Source organism: Natrarchaeobius chitinivorans, from assembly GCF_003841505.1.
Lineage (GTDB): Archaea > Halobacteriota > Halobacteria > Halobacteriales > Natrialbaceae > Natrarchaeobius > Natrarchaeobius chitinivorans.
On sequence record NZ_REGA01000002.1, the window covers coordinates 343,174 to 362,351 of the forward strand.

The 19,178-nt window shown below is 61.3% G+C and carries 14 protein-coding genes; 7 read left to right on the plus strand and 7 right to left on the minus strand.

The features are described from left to right. Nucleotides 1-55: 55 nt before the first annotated feature. The gene (locus tag EA473_RS04075; RefSeq protein WP_124194388.1) at nucleotides 56-658 is read right to left on the minus strand and encodes a hypothetical protein; all 603 of its coding nucleotides are present in this window, start codon (nucleotides 656-658) and stop codon (nucleotides 56-58) included. Between the two features lie 202 nt (nucleotides 659-860). Between EA473_RS04075 and EA473_RS23005 the strand changes: the two genes are divergently transcribed. The 3 genes from EA473_RS23005 (at nucleotide 861) to EA473_RS04085 (ending at nucleotide 4,576) form a co-directional block, all read left to right on the plus strand. Next, nucleotides 861-995 carry a hypothetical protein gene (locus EA473_RS23005; RefSeq protein ID WP_279387624.1) on the plus strand — a complete coding sequence of 45 codons (135 nt, stop codon included), beginning with the start codon at nucleotides 861-863 and terminating at the stop codon, nucleotides 993-995. 146 nt (nucleotides 996-1,141) lie between these two features. Next, nucleotides 1,142-1,936, plus strand: coding sequence for a hypothetical protein (locus EA473_RS04080; protein ID WP_124194389.1), 795 nt, complete (start codon nucleotides 1,142-1,144; stop codon nucleotides 1,934-1,936). A gap of 834 nt (nucleotides 1,937-2,770) precedes the next feature. Then, complete coding sequence (locus EA473_RS04085; RefSeq protein ID WP_124194390.1) at nucleotides 2,771-4,576, plus strand: aldehyde ferredoxin oxidoreductase family protein; 1,806 nt, start codon at nucleotides 2,771-2,773, stop codon at nucleotides 4,574-4,576. A gap of 802 nt (nucleotides 4,577-5,378) precedes the next feature. Here EA473_RS04085 and EA473_RS04090 read toward each other — a convergent pair. The 4 genes from EA473_RS04090 to folP all read right to left on the minus strand — a co-directional run bounded on the left by EA473_RS04090 (nucleotide 5,379) and on the right by folP (nucleotide 12,532). After that, nucleotides 5,379-6,350 carry an electron transfer flavoprotein subunit alpha/FixB family protein gene (locus EA473_RS04090; protein ID WP_124194391.1) on the minus strand — a complete coding sequence of 324 codons (972 nt, stop codon included), beginning with the start codon at nucleotides 6,348-6,350 and terminating at the stop codon, nucleotides 5,379-5,381. After that, the gene (locus EA473_RS04095) at nucleotides 6,347-7,120 is read right to left on the minus strand and encodes an electron transfer flavoprotein subunit beta/FixA family protein (RefSeq protein WP_124194392.1); all 774 of its coding nucleotides are present in this window, start codon (nucleotides 7,118-7,120) and stop codon (nucleotides 6,347-6,349) included. Before EA473_RS04095 ends, EA473_RS04090 begins: the two co-directional genes overlap by 4 nt. 65 nt (nucleotides 7,121-7,185) lie before the next feature. Beyond that, nucleotides 7,186-9,720, minus strand: a complete 2,535-nt coding sequence (locus EA473_RS04100) for a GcvT family protein (protein ID WP_124194393.1) — start codon at nucleotides 9,718-9,720, stop codon at nucleotides 7,186-7,188. Between the two features lie 331 nt (nucleotides 9,721-10,051). Next, on the minus strand, nucleotides 10,052-12,532 hold the full coding sequence (gene folP, locus EA473_RS04105; RefSeq protein ID WP_124194394.1) for a dihydropteroate synthase: 2,481 nt from the start codon (nucleotides 12,530-12,532) through the stop codon (nucleotides 10,052-10,054). Between the two features lie 160 nt (nucleotides 12,533-12,692). Between folP and EA473_RS04110 the strand changes: the two genes are divergently transcribed. The 3 genes from EA473_RS04110 (at nucleotide 12,693) to EA473_RS04115 (ending at nucleotide 15,163) form a co-directional block, all read left to right on the plus strand. Further along, nucleotides 12,693-14,411: a formate--tetrahydrofolate ligase gene (locus EA473_RS04110; RefSeq protein WP_124194395.1), complete on the plus strand. Its 1,719-nt coding sequence runs from the start codon at nucleotides 12,693-12,695 to the stop codon at nucleotides 14,409-14,411. A gap of 109 nt (nucleotides 14,412-14,520) precedes the next feature. Next, nucleotides 14,521-14,676, plus strand: coding sequence for a hypothetical protein (locus tag EA473_RS22150; RefSeq protein WP_165875197.1), 156 nt, complete (start codon nucleotides 14,521-14,523; stop codon nucleotides 14,674-14,676). Between the two features lie 49 nt (nucleotides 14,677-14,725). Beyond that, nucleotides 14,726-15,163: a universal stress protein gene (locus EA473_RS04115; RefSeq protein ID WP_124194396.1), complete on the plus strand. Its 438-nt coding sequence runs from the start codon at nucleotides 14,726-14,728 to the stop codon at nucleotides 15,161-15,163. 137 nt (nucleotides 15,164-15,300) lie between these two features. On the opposite strand, the gene EA473_RS04120 is transcribed toward EA473_RS04115, so the two are convergent. Next, nucleotides 15,301-17,082 (minus strand): BCCT family transporter, encoded by a 1,782-nt coding sequence (locus EA473_RS04120; protein WP_124194397.1) that lies wholly within the window; start codon nucleotides 17,080-17,082, stop codon nucleotides 15,301-15,303. A gap of 381 nt (nucleotides 17,083-17,463) precedes the next feature. Next, entirely contained in the window at nucleotides 17,464-17,607 is a 144-nt protein-coding gene (locus EA473_RS22155) for a hypothetical protein (protein WP_165875198.1), read from the minus strand. 323 nt (nucleotides 17,608-17,930) lie between these two features. Here EA473_RS22155 and EA473_RS04125 point away from each other — a divergent pair, with 323 nt between their 5' ends. Beyond that, nucleotides 17,931-19,109 (plus strand): NAD-binding protein, encoded by a 1,179-nt coding sequence (locus tag EA473_RS04125; RefSeq protein ID WP_124194398.1) that lies wholly within the window; start codon nucleotides 17,931-17,933, stop codon nucleotides 19,107-19,109. The last annotated feature ends 69 nt before the right edge of the window (nucleotides 19,110-19,178 follow it).

The window sequence follows — 19,178 nt, forward strand, 5'->3', positions numbered from 1 at the left end:
GTGTGACCGTCTCGAGCGGACTGGTTGTATTCCTCGGGCTCCCGACGGTCCGGGCTCAGTTTCCGGGACCGCCACTTTCCGAGAGGGTGTCCGGCGGGCCAGCGTCGTCCGGTGGACCAGTGTCATCCGGTGGACCAGCATCGTCCGGTGGGCCAGTGTCGTCCGGTGGACCGGATTGGTCACCGTCGGCGGGTCCGGAGTCGTCGTCGGGGGGCGGATCGACGTCGTCCGAGATTTCGAGCCCCTCGAGGACCGAATCAGCATCGGGCGCGTCGATATCGGCCGCCGGACCGACGTCGCCGTTGCCGTCGTCGCTATCGTCAGTCGAATCGGCCTCGTCGGACTCGGCGGTCCCCTCCAGCGTATCGACGTCTTCATCGTCACTGGTGGTTGGCCTCTCACCGATCGCATCGCCGTCCTCCGAGTCGGGGTCGGCACTGAAGCCGTCGTTCTCGGCTCCGTCGCTGTCGTCGACCCCCGCTAGCCCATCGTCACTCGAGCCGTTCGGTGACTCGCTGACCTCGACGCTCGAGTCGTCGCCTGCGGCGAAGAGCCCGGGCATCAGTAACGCCGCGAGCAGGCAGAACGTAAGGAAGACCACCACGATGGTCCCGAACAGGGCAAGCGGCGACGTCTCATACGGTTTACTGTAAGTCATTTCCGGCGCAACCGTCGCCCAGGTCGCGGTTGCGCCGGTAAATCGTTACAGTAATCCGTATCAGTGGCAGGTGGCGAACTGGCCATCGGCCTGTCTGGCTACCCCACTGCGAAGCTTTGTTAACGACAGCCCACAGCCTCGAGTCGCCGACGTACCGTCGAGCCACTTGCCGTAAACGCGGCCACGAACCTCACCCGTTGGGATGGTCGACGACAAAAGCTACGCGATCGCGGACGTCTACGCCCACTATCGCCGAATATGTGGCGACGACGTGGTCCATCCGATCGGCTGGGATGCCTTCGGCCTCCCCGCGGAATACGCCGGATGCGACCGGTAGAACGATTCCGAGTCCCGAGCCCAGGATACGATCGCTGTTCTTTACTCACCGAATATGTCCTCCATTTCCACCGTATATTCCCGCTGAGATCTAATTCGTGGGATTTCTAGAAACGATTATTTGTGGTTTCGTGTGGTCTGCAGAGTATGGGAGGCAGAATAATAACTGACGGTGATGTGGATAGGTTACTGGAGTCGATATCGGAGGATCTCGTACTGATCGAATCCGAATCGGCCGATTCCGACGTTATCACACGGGAGATAGAATCCATCGAATCGCTACGGGACCCAACCGCCGTTTCGAGCCCGTTCGGTGACACCGCGGTCGTTGCACGGTATAATCACCTGTCAGACACGTCACTCGACGAGATATCTGCCCTCCTCGAACCATCGGTTACTGACGTCGAAGTATCTCACGAACCCGTTCAAGTGTTACGTAGTGAGGGGTACGATCCGGACGCGCTCAAAGAGAAACTCAAAGCGCAACTTCCAGATGCCGACGATCTCCACACCAAGTTTATGAAATCGCTCCCCGGGGTCGTTATTGCGGTGTGGGTCACGATCCAACTCGTTCTGGAACAGGCGGCTGACGTTCCTGGCTGGTTGGACTGGGGAGCGTTTTTCGCGGTGGGAATTCTGGCACCGGTGAGTATGATCGCAGTCACCCGTACTCGGTGGCTCGAAATGCCGCTGCTCAATGACCGAGTTCGTCTCTGCCAGATCGGATTTGCCCTTCTCTCGTTCGTCGTTTGGGCGTATTCTCTCGGAGGTCCATTCGAGCGTACAGGAGCGGTTCCGTACGATCCACTCGTCGGCGCAGTCGTGCTCTTCATTTACACCGGATTTATGATCGCTATCCTCGAGATAGTCACATTCTTTTACGACGAGTCCACTGAAGATCCGTTTGCTACGGTCGACCGAGATGACTCTCCGACGACCTAACAGTTCGAGACGATTTACCCGAACGGAGGTTACATCATGAGACACACACTTATTGATTTATATATTATTATAGGGGTGTAGTGGTAACGATGAGGGTTCGCAGGTCCTGATGTGTGAATTGGCCTACGAACGTCCCAAAGAGAACTGGAAACGACGAATTTCGAATCCGAAGTCGGAGAGTTCCTACTGGCACCCTCGCATCGTTCGTCACCTGTTTTCTCGCGCTCCAGTGTCTAATCAGAGAAACGTACCGACAAGTGGTGTTGTATAATATAGGGCTATTTCTACACATATGGACCACCATATACTTGTCATTAAAAATGGCTGTAGTGCAGACCGATGGATACTCTTCCGAATAATTCTGCCAGAAATCACGATCTCTCGGAGGCAGACTCATGGAGAAATTTGTCAATTCAATCTCTCTACCCAGTATTCGGGTGGCCAGATAGATTATGATGGCCTGGTTCGTCCCGAACAGTTCTTCCACACCGATAGCGTTTCAAACGGGGGGATTTTCTTTCTGTGGAATTGACCATAAGGACAGTATATGTTTCTATCGTGGTTATCTTTCACACTACTGCCCAATCAGTGTCCGCATTCCCACTGGGAGAACCTCGACGTAGGAAACGTCAACGATTCTTTCCAACATGGCGGAAATATACTATAGTAATATATTTTATAATAACCCACAATCGAGAACTCGTCCATTGGTTCCAACTCCCTCGAGCACGCCTCGAATCGGCCAGAAAGGAACGCACCGAAGAGAGTGTCAACTGATCACAACTAGCAACGTCACTCGATATATATGCCTCGAGCGCAAACCACCAACCCACGATGGTGAGTCGTCCGTATATCATACGAGCGGATCTTTCCGCGGGGACTGTCCAGAAAGAACGGATACCTGAATCGTGGCGACGGACCCACCTTGGCGGCAAGGGAATCGGTGCCCGATATCTCTACGAGGAACTGTCCGCCGGAGCTGACCCACTCGGTCCCGAAAACGTACTCGCGTTCTGTGTGGGACCGCTGGCCGGAGCGCTTCCGGGTGGGACCCGCTACGCTGCCGTCACGAAGTCCCCGCTTACGGGACTATTTCTCGACTCCTACGCCGGCGGCACGTTCGCCGAGCGGTTCGCCGGTTCGCTCGAGGACTGTCTGGCGCTGCTCGTGACCGGGCGAAGCGAGTCGCCCGTTCGAATCGTCGTCGGTGGAGGATCGGCCGAAGTCGAACCCGCCGAAACGTGGGGAGAAGACACGGTCGCCACTGCGGAGAATCGATCCGATGCGGCCACTGCGTGTATCGGACCGGCGGGGGAGAACGAAGTCCGGTACGCGACGATCGCTTCTGACGCCGGTGACCACCACGCTGGGCGGGGAGGTGCCGGCGCGGTGATGGGATCGAAACACCTCAAAGCGGTCGTAGCCGAAGGGGAGCCGGTCGATCCGCCGACGCCGGAGTTGACACGCCTCCACGAGGAGTACACCGACCGATACGCGAACGACGAGACGGGGGCCTGGCAGGCCAGCAGCGAGACCCTCGAGTCAGTCGACTTCGCCGACGAAGTTGGTGCGCTGGCGACGGAGGGCTGGCGGGACAGCGAGTTCGAGGGAGCAAGGGAGATCGGCATCGAGGCGGTACGCGACGCGTCGGTCGGCCGCGAATACCCCGACGAGGCGGTTCCGGGCGGATTCCGGATCGAAACGGACGAGGGAGAGACGGTCCCGAGGGGTGGCACGCAGATGACTCTGGGCGCGGGGCTCGGTATCGACGACTTCGACACCGTCGCGGCGCTTGGCGAGCTGTGCGACCGGCTCGGCCTCGACGTGATCTCGGCGGGGAACGCAGTCGCGTGGGCGATCCGTGCAGCAGAGACGGAGGCGATCGATGCCGACCTCGAGTTCGGTGATGGCGACGCGGCAACACGGCTTCTCGAGGCCATCGCGACGGACGCGAGCGGGCCGTGTGATCGACGCGTCGTCGAGACACTCAGGGACGGCGTCGACGCCGCAGCGAAAGCGTTCGACGTCGAGACGATCCCGACGGTCAAGTCGATGGAGCTTCCCACCTACGATCCTCGCCGTGCCGCGGGGATGGCGCTCGCGTACGCGACGAGCGATCGGGGTGGATGTCACCGCCGGGCACGCCCCATCGAAGAGGAACTGTTCGAGACCTGGGGGGACGACGAACGGGTGACAGCCGTCGTAACCGCCCAGGATATTCGCTCGCTCCTGTGGAGCCTCATCGTAGACGATTTCGCGGGAGAAGTGCTGTGGCGCGACTGCGGCGCGGCGTTTCTCGAGGCGCTAAACGACGATGCCAGTCTCGCGTACCCGACCGCTCCCTCCGAACTCCGTCGTCTCGGCGAGCGCAACTGGACGCTGGTCCGTCTGTTCAACGTCCGCGAGGGTGTCGACAGAACCGGGGATAGACTCCCTGACTCGCTTCTCGACCCGAATAGCGACGACCGCGCCCACATCGACGCGAACGATCTTGAGAGGCTTCTCGACGCCTACTACCGTATGCGGGGGTGGGGCATCGACGGACGCCCAACCGAAACGACGCTCGAGCGACTCGACCTCGCGGACGTCAGAGACGAAACGACGCCGGCGGGGACTCCGTTCGACGCTACCAACGACTAACTCGAATACAGGTCTCACATTCCAGCATTCTTTTGATATATTTGGGTAGTGATCTATACCGGTTCGTTCTCGAGACTGCTGTCATGTTTCGGATCTGTCTCGGCCGAGATTACAGCGAGAACGATCCATCGAGTGTCTGGACTGAAATGGACGGGGTGTCGATGAATCTGCCTATTGTACAGTGATTCAACTGATTTTCCGCCAGGACGAGGACGCACGTATCGCAAAAATCGTGTACAGAAGAAGCTGTCGTATAGTCGGCCGAGCGAGTGGGTGTCTCCTGTTTCCCATACTGGGGAATTATCGACTAGATAATATATTAGGTTCGACTGCGTGGCGCAATACTATCTCTTGATTTTCGTCGTGTTACCCGTCCAAAAAATAATCTGATCGAACTCCCTCGTGGGAGGCAGTCGGTCACGTCACCGGCGAACCGATTCACAGTGTCCGTCCTGGGTCGATCGCTTTCTATTACGGTCATACTACTGTAAACACACGCTGGTATTTCACCTCGTCGTATTAGTAAAGTACCATTTATAGGTTCGTTCGAGCTCGAGATATAGTAGCCACTGGAAGTCACTGCACACCTGATCGCACGACCAGAGCGCGGTTCTCGTTCGTTTCACTCACTCCGAACCGCGGAATGGCGAGCGGCGACCACGGGGAGCCGTGCGCGAGTGGATACGAGTGAGAACCGCGATGATGCGAACGGGGGAACGCAGTGACCCGTGAGCTGTGCGATGGATGTGTAAATTGTTCCAGTTGGTACTATAACACTCACGCCGTGGACTGTCCGATATCGTCACGCCTCGCGTATCGTGTCGTTCAGTTCTGGAACGATTTCGTGGAGGTCGCCGATGACCGCGTAGTCCGCCTTCTGTATGATCGCGGCCTCCGGATCGGTGTTGATCGCGAGGATGGTTTCGGCACCTTTGCAGCCGACCATGTGTTGGACTGCCCCGCTGATCCCGCAGGGGATGTAGATGTCCGGGCTGATCTTCGCACCCGTCTGCCCGATCTGATCGTCGTGGGGTCGCCATCCCTCGTTAACTGCGGCTCGAGACGCACCCACCGTCCCGCCGAGTAGATCCGCCAGTTCCTCGAGTTGGTCGTACGCGTCTGGCCCGCCGACGCCCCGACCACCGCCGATCACGACTCTTGCTTCCCCAAGTGGAATCCCTTCTTCGTCCGCCCGTTCGACCCGCTCGACCTGAACCCGAAACTGGGTGTCCTCGAGCGACGGGGTAAACTCGCTTTCTGACGGATCAGTCGTCGATTCGGCTTTCTCGATCGGAAACTCGTGCTCTGCCGGCGTGAGGAGTGTCGTCCCTGCCTCGAGGCGTGCGTGCTCGATCAGGCTGCCGCCCCATCGATTTCGCCGCAGTTCGTACGCTCCGTCCTCGACGACGTCGATTCCGATGCAGTTCGCTGCCATCGGCACGTCGAGGGTCGCTCCGACGTGAGCCAGCACTTCGTGGCCCCGATCGGTGCCCGGAGCGACCACCGCGCTCGGGTCGACGTCGGAGGCGAGTTGTGCGACGCTCTCTCCCCACGCCTCCGGCGCGTAGCCGTCGAGTCGATCGTGTACCACGTGATAGACCTCGTCGACGCCGTAGGCACCGAGTTCGTCGACCGAGAGCCGACTCCCGCCAGCGAATGCGACGACGTCGAGGGACTCGCCGTCCCCGTCCGCCAGCTCGCGAGCCAGCGTGAGCATCTCGAGGGTCTCTTCCGTCGGATCGGACCCCTCGCGTTCGACGAACGCGAGCGTCATATCACTTCGACCTCCGACTCGAGTACGTCGACGACGTTCGCTACGGCATCGGTGCCATCACCGAGTATTTCGGCTTCGGATTCGGCGGTCTCGGGTGCTTCCAGGCGGACTTTCTCGTACGTTCCGGCACCCGTATCGGCGGTCGGTTCGCGTCGATCGACGTCCTGGCGACGCGCCTGCATCTTTGCGCGCATCGAGGCGTACCGCGGCTCGTTGATCCCCTCTTTGACCGTGATAACGGCCGGGAGGGCGATCTCGTACACCTCCTCGCCGCCGGAAACCTCGCGCCTGGCGATCGCCGTCCCGTCCTCGACGTCGAGCGATTTGATCCCCGTTACACACGGGAGGTCGAGTTCGGCCGCGACGCGAGTACCGACCTGATAGTTCGCCGCATCTGCTGACTCGTTACCGAACAACAACAGATCGAATTCGGCTCCATCATCGCCGAGTTCGCGGACCCCGTTCGCGATAGCGCTGGCGGTCGCTCGCGGTCCCCACTCTTCGTCTCCGGCTTCGAGTAACGTGGCCTCGTCGGCCTGCATGGCAAGTCCGGTTCGGAGTTGTTCGGTCGCTTCCTCTGGCCCGAGCGTAAGGACGTGTGCCGAACCGCCGTGTGCTTCGGTTTGCTGGACGGCTTCTTCGATTGCACACTCCTCGTGGGGGCTCATGGTAAAGCCCAGATTGGTCGTGTCGATTCGCTGTTCGTCGTCGGTCAGTACGATCTTTGCGCCGGTGTTCGGCACCCGTTTGATACAGGCGAGTACGTTCATTGTGTCGTAGTGAAGAGGCCGGCGACGGCCTCCGTGTGTTCGATAGCGGTCCCTGTGTGTGGCGGTTAGCCGCGGATTCGTTCGTTCTCGGGGTCGAACAGCGGTCTGCTCCCAACGACCTCGACGGTTACCGGATACCGTTCGCCCATGTACTCGACGTGGAGATCCTGCCCTTCCTCGGCGTACTCCGGCGGGAGGTACGCCATGAGGAGGTGCTTGCCGACGGTCGGTCCGGTCCCCGCGCTCGTCACGTACGATTCGCGACCCTCGCCGTCGACGATCACGTCGCCCTCTTCGTCCAGTATCGGCTCGTTACCCAGCATGAATCGCCGCTCGCCGTCTGCCGACAGGTGATCGACGACCGAGAGCGTACACAACGTGGCCGCGTTCTCCTCTTCGATCGCGTCCGCGTACGCGTCCTTGCCGACGAAGTCCGCGTCTTTGACGCCGTGGAACGTCAGACCGGCTTCCGCGGGCGTGTACTCGAGTTCGAGTTCGTGACCGTAGAGGCGATACCCCTTCTCCATCCGACCGGTCGTTCCGTAGACGCCCATTCCGACGGGTCGAATGTCGTACTCCTCGCCAGCCTCGGCGATGGTATCCCAGAGCCGTCGTCCCTGTCCCATCGGCGCGTAGACCTCCCACCCGAGTTCGCCCACGTAGGAGAGACGCATCGCCCAGGCGTCGACTTCGCCGACGGTTAAATCCTGGGCCGTGTACGGCGGGAACGCCTCGTCGGACACGTCTTCTTCGGCGACGTCGGCGATCACGTCGCGGGCGTCGGGCCCCCAGATGCCGAGCGTACAGAGCGACTCGGATCGGTCGATCAGACTCACGTTCCCGGTATCCGGAATGTGGCGTGTGAACCATGCACGATCGGAGCCGGCCGCCGCACCGCCGGTTATCACCCGGTACCGTTCGGGGCCGAGACGTGCGATCGTCAGATCGGAGACGAAACCGCCGTTCTCCGCGAGAATCGGTGTATAAACCGTTTTGCCGACGTCGACGTCGGTTCGACCGACGGCCATCCGTTCCATATATTCGGGAACGTCGGATCCGACGAAGTCGAAGATGCCAAAACCCATGTCGCCGATCATGGCGACGTTGTCGCGCATGTGACAGTGTTCGGCGAGGATGATCGGCGACCACCAGCGCGAATCCCACTCGTTGGGGCGCGTAAGCCCTGCAAGTTCGGTGTTGTACTCCGTGAGCAGATCCCGGTTCGACTCGAACCACTGTGGACGCTCCCAGCCGGCGGCCTCGAAAAACTGCGCGTCGAGGTCCTCTTGCCGGTCGTAGAACGCGCTGGTTCGAAGCGGCCGCGAACTCTGCCACTGTTCGGCCGGATGGACGATGCCGTAGATCTTCTGGAACCCCTCTCGAGAGCGGTTCTCGACGAACGTTCGGGAGGTCCCGTACTCGTAAAAACGGTTGACGTTCGACGCGTGGAGGTCAATGTCGGACCAGCCACGCGTCATCCACTGGGCGACGGCCTCACCGATCGCCGGCGCTTCCTTGATCCAGACGGCCGCACACGACCACAGCCCCTCGACGTCCTGCAGCGGGCCGAGTAGCGGCATCCCGTCCGGGGTCTGTGAGAGGAGTCCGTCGATCTCGTGGCGGACCCCGGCCTCCGGATCGTCGAGCAACTGGGGGACGATCTCGAGGGCGTCCGCCATCGACTGTTCGAACGCGTCGTCGGTCAGCGGCGGCTGGGTCGGCGAGAGCGGTGCCTCCTCGATCGACGGCACGTCGTCGACGTCCCAGAGGATCGGTCGGTGCTGATAGGAGCCGACCTCGAGGTCGTTGCCGTGCTGGCGTTCGTACATCTGCGTGTCCATATCCCGTATGACGGGAAACGAGATCTCGCCTTCGTACTCCTCGAAGTACGAGATCGGTCCGACGCTGACCATCTGGTGGACCGCAGGTGTCAGCGGGATCTCGACGCCGGCCATCGCGGCTATCTTTGGGCTCCACAGTCCCGCTGCGATCACTACCTCGTCAGCCTGAACGGTTCCGCGATCCGTCTCGACGGCCCGGATGGCTCCGTCCTCGACGTGGAGGTCGAGCACCGTCGTGTTCGGCGAGACCGTCAGTCCGCCGTCGGCGGCGTGGTCCGCTCGAGCACGCATGACCTCGCCCGCCCGGAGCGGATCACAGGTCCCGGCACTCGGGCTGTAGAACCCACCTTCGATGATCTCCGTGTTGAGATAGGGGACCATCTCCTCGACCTCGTCGACGTCGAGCATCCTGCCGGGTTCGCCCCAGGCTTTGGCCGACTGGACGCGTCGCTCGAGTTCGTCCATGCGCTCTTCCGTACGGGCCACCTCGAGCCCGCCGCTTTCGGTGAACGTGTCCATGTCCTCGTACTGCTCGATACTCCGGCGGGTCAGGTGGGTCATCTCCTTCGAGTGTTCGACGGGCATGAGGAAGTTCGACGCGTGGCCCGTCGACCCGCCGGGGTCCGGCAGCGGTCCCTTGTCCAGTACGACGAGGTCCGTTCGGCCCTGCTCAGTGAGGTGGTAGGCGAGACTGTTCCCGACGATCCCGGCCCCGATGATGACTGTCTCCGCACTCGAGGGGAGGTCGCGTTCGCTCATCGTCGCTCCTGGCCTCCGCCGGAAGAGCGTTCGTTCTCCGGGTCGGACCGTACTCTCGGTTCGGTGGCGTACAGTATCATCGTCGTGTGGGAGTGACCACCGCACGGAGTATTAAAAGACCGCATACTTGACAGTATCGAGGAAAGTCGAGGAACGGCCACGACGGCCGGTGTTCGTCGATCCGCAGCCGAATTTAGCCGTATAAGGGTTGGAAGCGACGTTTTCGGAGTGAGTCTCGAGGGAGTTGGCCCCACGCCGGGGGACGGCCTCGAGGAACTCCTGGTGCCCACTCCACAACGTAAATCCGTTCTAACTCGTTGGGGAGTGTGGTCTATCGACGAAATTCGGTTCGCTGTGCAGTGGCGATGGCCGCAGCGTTCGGTTCGACGTCGTGGACGCGAACGAGGTCGACGCCGCGCTCGGCTGCGAGCGTCGTCGCGGCGATCGTCGGAGCGAGCCGGTCGCCCTCGGGGTGGGTCACGGATTCGAGCATCGACTTTCGGGAGTGTCCGACCATAAGCGGTGTCCCGAGCGCCCGGAACTCCGCGAGTCGGTCGAGCAGTTCGAAGCTCTGGGACGGCGTCGTGCCAAAGCCGAGTCCCGGATCGACGATCAACTGGGATCGATCGATTCCCGCGCGCTCGGCGAGGATGATACGTTCGGTGAGGGTCTCGAGGACGTCCTCGACGACGTCGTGGGAGACGTACCGGCGATCGGGATCGACCGGAACCGACGGGCTGTGCATGAGCACTGCCGGAACGTCGTACTCGGCGACCACCTCCCGTACCCGCGAGTCCGTGAGTCCGGTCACGTCGTTTACCATCTCGGCCCCCGCATCGAGCGCGGCCTCGGCGACCGACGGTTTGTGCGTATCGATCGAAATCGTCGCGTCGAGACCGTCGAGACGATCGAGGACGGGAAGAACCCGCTCGCGTTCCGTTTCGGCGCTGATCGGTTCGGCTCCCGGCCGAGTCGACTCGCCGCCGACGTCGATGACGTCCGCCCCCGCAGCCACCATCTCTTCGGCGCGGACGACCGCGTCCTCGACCGCGTCGTACTCGCCCCCGTCGTGGAACGAATCCGGCGTCACGTTCAGAATCCCCATCACGGCCGTTTCGCTGGCCCAGGGATACTCGCCGCTCGAGTCGTCGCTTCCGAGACCGACCGCGTTCGTCAACTGCTCGGCGAGTCGCCGGCCGCCGATCGCCCGGCCGCGCAGTCGCGCCGTGAGCGTTTTGAACTGGGCGATCGTCCCTGCGAGCACCACCTCGACGTGTTGATCCGTCGCCTCGACGCCGGAGACCGCACAGGTTCCACCCAGCGACGCCATCAGCGTACGTAACTCGGCCGCCTCGTCGTGACGGACGTGAACTCGAACCGTTCGTCGGGGGATCCGATCGACGCAGTTCCGATGCCTGGCCGCAGGGACGTCCGCCTGGGTCAGCACTCTCCGGGCCTGTTCCCGCGTCGAGGTCCGAACCGATCGAATCGACCGCGTCCACCGATCGCGGGCCTCGGCCACGACGGAGAGCGACCCGGTTACGAGGACGCAGTCCGACGGGTCGGCGGTCCGAAGCGCCCGGTCGAGCGCGACGAGGACCGATTCGTAGCGATCGATCGTCGCATCCGTCTGGTCGTCGAATATCGCTGCGAGTGAATCCGTCCCCCGGGCGCGCTCGACGTCCGGTGACGCGAGGTAGACCCGGTCGGATTCCGGAAGCGCACGACACATTCCGGGGACGTCTTTCTCGCGCAACGCGCCGAAGACGAGGTGAAGGTCGTCGTACTCGAACCGCTCGAGAAGCGTCGCGACGGTCGAACACGCGTCGGGATTGTGCGCGCCATCGAGGATCGAAAGCGGTTCGTCGCCGACGAGTTCGAACCGACCGGGCCAGCGGACGTTTCGGATCCCGGCTGTGATATCGTCGGTCGACGGATCGGCGACCTGTCGCGCGAGGGTGGCCGCGATACCGGCGTTGACGGCCTGGTGCGATCCCAGAAGCGGTATTCGACTTCGGATCTCCCACTCCGGCCCGACGATCGAAACCGAAGACATCGTCTTCGTCACCATTCCCCCCTCTTTGACCCGAACGTCGGGAACCGAATCGGATGCGTCGATCGAGTCGCCGCTCGCCCGAGCCGTCCCCGAATCGGATTCGCCGGCGGGCCCGACCGTCACGACGTCGGTCTCACGACGAATCTCGGAGAGCGCCTCACCCGTCGCGCCGGTCACCAGCGGTGCGTCGCCGGGGGCAACCTGTGCCTTGTCGCGTGCGATTTCGGCGACCGTCGATCCGAGGATGTCGGTGTGCTCGAGACTGACGGAGGTGACCGCGGCTGCGACGGGATCGACGACGCTCGTCGCGTCGTACCGACCGCCGATTCCGACCTCGAGGACGGCGACGTCGACCCCCTCGCGCTCGAAGTGCCAGAGGGCCATCGCCGTGAGTACCTCGAAGAACGTCGGTGCCTTGCTCTCCGTGGACCGTTCGATCACGTGTGGCCAGATCGCTTCGACGAAGTCGACGACCTCCGCCTTCGGGATCTTCCGTCCGTCTACCGTGATCCGTTCGCGTCGATCGTTCAGGTCGGGCGAAGTGTAACAGCCGACGGTGGCCCCGGATTCCCGCAGAATTCGATCCAGCAGTCGGGCCGTGCTGCCTTTCCCGTTCGAGCCGGCGATCTGGACGGCGACGAGTTCTTCCTGGGGATTTCCGATCTCCGCGAGCATCGCTTCGGTCGCGTCCGTCCCCATCTCGGGCCGCAGACGTCGCAGTCGTTCCAGCCTGTTAATCGCCTCGTGATACTCCATACCCAGAGGTTGACACGCCACCCAATAAAGGTCATGTGAGTCGAACGTCCCGAACGACTCGGCCGCTCCCGTCGCCCCGCCCGCTTCGGTTTCCCGCTCGTGTCTACGATCGGAAACGTATATCAACATTTATACAGCGGTCACGAGAAGATGGCCGCGTATGACAACAACTGGCGAGGATGACGAATCGACACAGACGGACTACGAGATCGCACAGTCCGTGGAAACGGACCCCATCGTTGACGTCGTCGAACCGTTCGGACTCTCGGAAGACGATCTGGAACTGATGGGCGAGGAGAAAGCCAAAGTAACGCTCGAGGCGATCGAACGCATCAAACGAGAAAAAGACGATGACGGGAAACTCGTCCTCGTCACCGGCATGACGCCGACGCCGCTCGGAGAGGGCAAGACCGTAACGACGGTCGGGCTCGGACAGGCGTTCAACCAGATCGGGAAAGACGCGCTCGTCGCGGTTCGGGAACCGTCGCTCGGGCCCGTCTTCGGAGTCAAAGGCGGTGCCGCCGGCGGCGGATACTCGCAGGTGCTTCCGATGGAGGACATCAACCTCCACTTTACCGGAGACCTCCACGCCCTCACGTCGGCGCACAACCTCATCGCGACGATGCTCGACAACCACATCAAGCAGGGCAACGAGTTGAACATCTCGGTCAACCAGGTCAACTGGCCGCGTGCGATCGACATGAACGACCGGGCGCTGCGCGAGACCGTCGTCGGCCTCGGCGGCGACGTCACCGGCGTCCCACGGGAAGACGGGTTCATCCTGACCGCCGCGTCGGAACTGATGGCCGTGCTCTGTCTGGCCGACAGCATCGAGGATCTCAAAGCGCGTATCGGCCGCATCATCGTCGCCTACGACGAGGACGGCGATCCGATCACGGTCGACGACATCGGCGCGACGGGAGCCGCTTCGATCCTGTTGAAAGACGCACTGAAACCGAACGTCGTCCAGACCATCGAGGGAACGCCCGCGTTCGTCCACGGCGGTCCGTTCGCGAACATCGCCCACGGAACCAACTCGTTGATCGCTGACGACGTCGCCTCTCATCTCTCGGAGTACCTGGTCACCGAGGCCGGCTTCGGCTCCGACCTGGGAGCCGAGAAGTTCATGAACATCGTCTGCCGGTTCGGCGACATGGAACCCGACGCGGTCACGCTCGTCGCCTCCGTGCGGGCGCTCAAGTACCACGGCCAGGAGATGTGGCCACCCGACCTCGACGAACTCGAAGCGGAAGACGTCGACGCAGTAGAGCGCGGCCTCGAGAACCTCGACAAGCACGTCACCAACCTGCAGAAGTTCGGCGTGCCAGTCGTCGTCGCGCTCAACCGGTTCCCCGGCGACACCGACGCGGAGGTCGACGCCGTCCTCGATCACTGCCGTGACGAACTCGGAATCCGTGCCGCGGAGTCGACCGTCTTCGGTGAGGGCGGCGAGGGCGGAATCGAACTCGCCGAGAACCTGGTCGACGCAGCGGAGTCCGAATCGGAGTACGAACCGCTGTACGACATCGACGCCCCGATCAAAGAGAAGATCGAAACCGTCGCAACCGAGATTTACGGCGCTGACGGCGTCAACTTCAGCAGCGACGCCGAGGACGACATGGAGCGACTCACTGACCACGGCTTCGACGACGTCCCGATCTGTATGTCGAAGACGTTCCACTCGCTCAGCGACGACGCGAGCAAGAAGGGCGTTCCCGAAGACTGGACGCTCGACGTAAACGAAATCTACCCCTCGGCGGGAGCCGGGTTCCTCGTTGTACTGACGGCGGACGTACTCACGCTCCCCGGCCTTCCGGGCGAACCGGCGGCTGCAGGGATGGATCTCGACTCCGACGGAAACGTCTCCGGCCTGTTCTAGCCACACCACTCTGTAGACGATTTTCAGCTTTTTCACTGTCAGATCACCTGCACCCCACGAGAGACGCCAGTAGCTATAATTCGGTGGACACCGTTCGGCGACGCGTGTGATGTCAGACCGGATCGCAACTGGTGGCCTGGTCGCCGCGTTCGGACTGGCGATCGTCGCGTTTTTCGCCTTCGTCAGGGGACAGTACATGCTTGCCGGAACGTGTTTTATCCTGCTTAGCGTCGCCATTTACCTCAGAGAAACCCGATCGGAGTAGGCTAACTTATTTGCAATAGCTCCGCGAATATTCTCACGGAGGAGCGAGGATGTACGAGAAGATTCTCATCCCGACAGACGGGAGCGACCCCGCACAGGATGCCGTCGATCACGGCATCGAACTCGCGAAGGGGTTCGATTCGACCGTTCACGCGCTTTACGTGATCGAAACCAAAGCCCACTACGTCTTTACGGCCGCAGGACACGACCCAGAAGAGATGGAGGAGTATCGGGAGTACGGCACAGAAATCGTCGAGGAAGTCGTCGACGCTGCCGCGGACGCGGGCCTCGACGGCGAGGGAGTCATAAAGACCGGTAGCGTCGCCCAGGAAATCGTCAGATACGCAGACGAAAACGGTATGGGGTGTATCGTCATGGGTGTGCAAGGCCGAAGCGGTATCGACGACTATCTGGTCGGCAGCACGACCGAAAAGGTCGTCCGGACCTCGAACGTTCCGGTTACGACCATTCGTCACGACGAGGTGTGAACTGAGGCGAAACGATCGGTTACGAACCGTCGAAAAGTCGGGTATAGCATCCGTCTCATGCGGATTGCTGCCACTGTTTAGCGGAGGCCCAGCACGGCGCCGGTCTCCGGAAGAGACTGAAATGAAAGTAAAACGTATCAGTCGTCGTCTGCTGTTCCCCTCCTGCCCGTCTCCTGGATGTTGGTCACCACCCCCGAACCCGACTTCCTGACGACGACGTCCCGTTCGTCTTTGATGTCGTCGACCCACTCTGCGAACTCGTCGGACTCGAGCGTCCTGTACTCCTTCGATAACCCCAGGTAGAGGCTGTAGCAGAGGAACACGAGGACCAGGGCGAACGGAAGTCCCGCCGTGATCGCGGCCGTCTGTAACGCGCCGAGACCGCCCCCGATCAGCAGGACGGACGCGACGACACCTTCCGCGAGTGCCCAGGCGATTCGCTGGTTTCGGGGTGCGTCGTGTTTCCCTCCGGAGGAGAGGTGACCGAGGACCAGCGATCCGGAATCCGAAGAGGTCACGAAGAACGTCGTCACCAGAATCACAGCCAGAACTGAGAGTACGATGGTAAACGGCAACAGGGTGAACAGTTCGAACATGGCGACTTCTTCGCCGACGTCGAACACCGTTCCCATGATGCCCTGATCGGTGAACAGCTCGAAGTTGAGCGCGGTGCCACCGAAGACGGCCATCCAGAAAAACGAGAAGATAGCCGGCAGTATCAGGACGCCGCCGACGAACTCCCGAACCGTCCGTCCACGTGAGATGCGAGCGATGAACAGTCCAACGAACGGCGACCACGAGATCCACCACCCCCAGTAGAAGACCGTCCAGGCGTCGAGCCAGCCCTCGTACGGAGCGCCACCGAAGCTGTCCGCCCACAGCGACAGCTGGGGAAAGTTCGTCAGGTAGGTGCCCAACGCCTGCGGGAAGAGTCCGAGGACGAAAACGGTCGGGCCGACGATCAGGACCGTAAACAGCAACGCAAACATGAGCCCCACGTTGAGATTACTGAGTCGGCGAATCCCCTTGTCCAGCCCGGCACCGACCGACAGGAGTGCGATCGCGGTTATGACCGCGATGATCGCGACCTGTGCGCCCGTCCCAGAGGGGACGGTCGTCCCGACGACCTCGTCGCCGAGAAACGAGAGACCAGCCGAGATCTGTAAGGCGCCCAGTCCCAGCGAGGTTGCGATGCCGAACAGCGTGGCAAAGATCGTCAGGATGTCGATGACGTGACCCGGCCAGCCGTATATCCGATCGCCGAGGACCGGCCAGAAGACCGACCGGAAGGTAAGGGGAAGCCCGCGGTTGAACGAGAAAAACGCCAGACCGAGTCCGACCAGCCCGTAGATCGCCCACGGGTGAAAACCCCAGTGGAAGTACGTAATCGCCATCCCGACCTCGGCACCGGCTGCGGTTTCACCCTCTGCACCTAGCAGCGGATCGGCGAAGTGAAACAGCGGTTCGCCGACGCTCCAGAACATGAGGCCGATCCCCATCCCTGCACTGAACAGCATCGCGATCCACGAGACGTCGCTGAACTCTTTTTCCGCGTCGACACCGCCGAGTCGAATCTTCCCGTACTTGCTGAACGCGAAGAATAGAACGACGACGATGAAGAGGTTGACCGCCAGAATGTAGAACCAGCCGAAGTTCGAGGCGATTCCTCCCTGGAGCCACTCGAACGCACCTTCCGCCGACGCGAACGTCTCGCCGAGCGCGTTTGCAGCGAACTCAGCCGGGTAAAACAGCGTTACCAGAATAAACGCGACGATCACTCCGATCGAAATGAAAAATACGTGTGGCTGGACGTCCATTCCGGCTATCTGTACGTTCGTATCCCCCGGCTCGACGTCCGTGTCCGCTTCGAACCAGTCGTCCGTCAGTCGCTCTTTCCACGGGTTGTCATCTCCCACCATACTTCCATCCTCCGTCGGTTCGCTCGGTGAGTTTTCGTTCGGTCATGGTTTGTGTCGGTAGCTGTGGTTTGGCTGCTGGCTGTGACGTCTCCGTGTGCCTGGCGTGAGGGCTGGAACCACCACACACATTGCACACAGATAACAGAAAACTCCGCGCAAAGACTTCATTGTTTCCCCACTCACCACGTTTCAAGAATATTCTCGTTAATCCTATTGGAAAAGCAATAAATCAGATAGACCTTTTGCAAATACTTCTGTGAACGACAACAACTGCCAATGTATTTATTGAATCAGGATGGTAACTCGAGGTTCAGCGATCGATTCCATAGGCGGGTACGCGAACCGGAGACGACAACGTCCTCGTCACCCGTGCGAACCCGGCTATTTCGATCCGAAAACCGTCTCGAGTCGAGATGGGGTGACGACGAACGACACCAGGAACACGACGCCGGCGAGTACCAGCGATGCGAACGCGGCGACGACCAGATAGGGTCCGACGACTGGTGCGACCGGGATCGTTACCATCGCCAGGAATACCAGTCCGATCGTTCCGATAAGAGCCGCGATTGCGATCCGTAACCCAGAATCTCGAGGGTTGAACTCGCAGTGAGGACACACCGTCTCGTCTCCGCGCAACCGGCCTCCACAGTTCGAGCAGTTCGATTCCCGGGCCATTACGATACTGGGTCGATTCTCCCGTTGCGTACGGCCACGCCCACGGTGAAGGGTCTTCCGGTCGCACCGATAACACTTCGGACGAGTCGGCCGACCCCACAGATGGCGGCCGACCTCACAGAACACGTCATCCGACCCCACAGATTTACTGTTCGCACGTGGTACCGGCGAAGGTGGCTACCGACAGTTCGGAGACGGGATCGAAAACCGCCCTCGAGGAGCTTTTTTACCACACGGACGGCGTCAGATTCATCTACTGGCGGCAGTTTACGGGAGCCAGACCGGCAGTGTATCTGACCGCCCTCGTCGCGGTCGCCGCATTCGTAACCGGTCTCTCACATCTCAGTCGGGACGTCGTCCTGCTGGAGGGGCCGCTCGCTCCCGTTCTTCCGATTTCCGAGGGATCCGCCAGTATCGCTGGAGTAGTCGTTGCCTTCCTACTGGTTGCGCTCACGTTCGGCCTGATCCGACGGAAACGGGTGGCCTGGTACTGTATTATCGTCGCCGTTCCGCTGTCGGCGGTCGTCCCGCTCGCGACGTTACAGTCGACGGATCTCCCGCTTCTGTTGCTGATACTGGTTACGTTTCCACTACTCGTTCGAAACCGACACCAGTTCGATCGACGACTCGACCTCTCGGCGATACAGATCGCGTCGCTCTCGTCGATCGTCGGCGTCCTGTTGTACGGAACGGTGGGCTCGTACGCCATTCGCGATCAGTTCGTCACGATCGACACCTGGGGGGACGCGGTTTACTACGTCATCGTCACTATCGCAACCGTCGGCTACGGGGACATTACGCCGGTTACGTCACAGGCCAAGTGGTTCTCCCTCTCGGTTATCCTCCTCGGGACGGGAGCGTTCACGGCCGTCCTCGGGAGCTTCATCGTTCCGGCGATCGAAAAGCGAATGGCGGCAGCAGTCGGAACCATGAGTCCGGATCTCACACTCCACGAGGATCACGTCCTGGTCCTCGGATACGGCACGATCGCAGCGGCGATGATAGAGACGCTCGACGACGTCGACGTCGTCGTCGTGACCGCCGAGGCCGACACGGCCTCGTCTCTGAACGGAACGAACGTCGACGTGGTCGCCGACGATCCGGCGAGTACGTCGACGCTCCAGGCCGCCAACATCGACGCCGCACGTGGTGTCGTCGTCGCAACCGAAGACGATGCGCGAGACGTTCTGGCGATCGTCGCCGCGAAACAGGCGAACCCGGACGTCCGAATCGTCGCAGCGGCGAACGAACAACGTCACGCCGACAAACTCGAAGCAGTCGGGGCGGACGACGTCGTCAGTCCGACGCTGATCGCCGGCAAACTGCTCGGCGAGTCCGTCCTCGAGCGATAACCGTCACGGTTCTCTGACCCGGAGCACGTCGACACCGGTGATCCGGATCTCCCTCGACAGAACTACTAT

Excerpts from the sequence above, each read along its gene's own strand:
- EA473_RS04075 (WP_124194388.1), bottom strand. The coding sequence starts at position 658 with ATGACTTACAGTAAACCGTATGAGACGTCGCCGCTTGCCCTGTTCGGG.
- EA473_RS23005 (WP_279387624.1), top strand. The coding sequence starts at position 861 with ATGGTCGACGACAAAAGCTACGCGATCGCGGACGTCTACGCCCACTAT.
- EA473_RS04080 (WP_124194389.1), top strand. The coding sequence starts at position 1,142 with ATGGGAGGCAGAATAATAACTGACGGTGATGTGGATAGGTTACTGGAG.
- EA473_RS04085 (WP_124194390.1), top strand. The coding sequence starts at position 2,771 with ATGGTGAGTCGTCCGTATATCATACGAGCGGATCTTTCCGCGGGGACT.
- EA473_RS04090 (WP_124194391.1), bottom strand. The coding sequence starts at position 6,350 with ATGACGCTCGCGTTCGTCGAACGCGAGGGGTCCGATCCGACGGAAGAG.
- EA473_RS04095 (WP_124194392.1), bottom strand. The coding sequence starts at position 7,120 with ATGAACGTACTCGCCTGTATCAAACGGGTGCCGAACACCGGCGCAAAG.
- EA473_RS04100 (WP_124194393.1), bottom strand. The coding sequence starts at position 9,720 with ATGAGCGAACGCGACCTCCCCTCGAGTGCGGAGACAGTCATCATCGGG.
- folP (WP_124194394.1), bottom strand. The coding sequence starts at position 12,532 with ATGGAGTATCACGAGGCGATTAACAGGCTGGAACGACTGCGACGTCTG.
- EA473_RS04110 (WP_124194395.1), top strand. The coding sequence starts at position 12,693 with ATGACAACAACTGGCGAGGATGACGAATCGACACAGACGGACTACGAG.
- EA473_RS22150 (WP_165875197.1), top strand. The coding sequence starts at position 14,521 with ATGTCAGACCGGATCGCAACTGGTGGCCTGGTCGCCGCGTTCGGACTG.
- EA473_RS04115 (WP_124194396.1), top strand. The coding sequence starts at position 14,726 with ATGTACGAGAAGATTCTCATCCCGACAGACGGGAGCGACCCCGCACAG.
- EA473_RS04120 (WP_124194397.1), bottom strand. The coding sequence starts at position 17,082 with ATGGTGGGAGATGACAACCCGTGGAAAGAGCGACTGACGGACGACTGG.
- EA473_RS22155 (WP_165875198.1), bottom strand. The coding sequence starts at position 17,607 with ATGGTAACGATCCCGGTCGCACCAGTCGTCGGACCCTATCTGGTCGTC.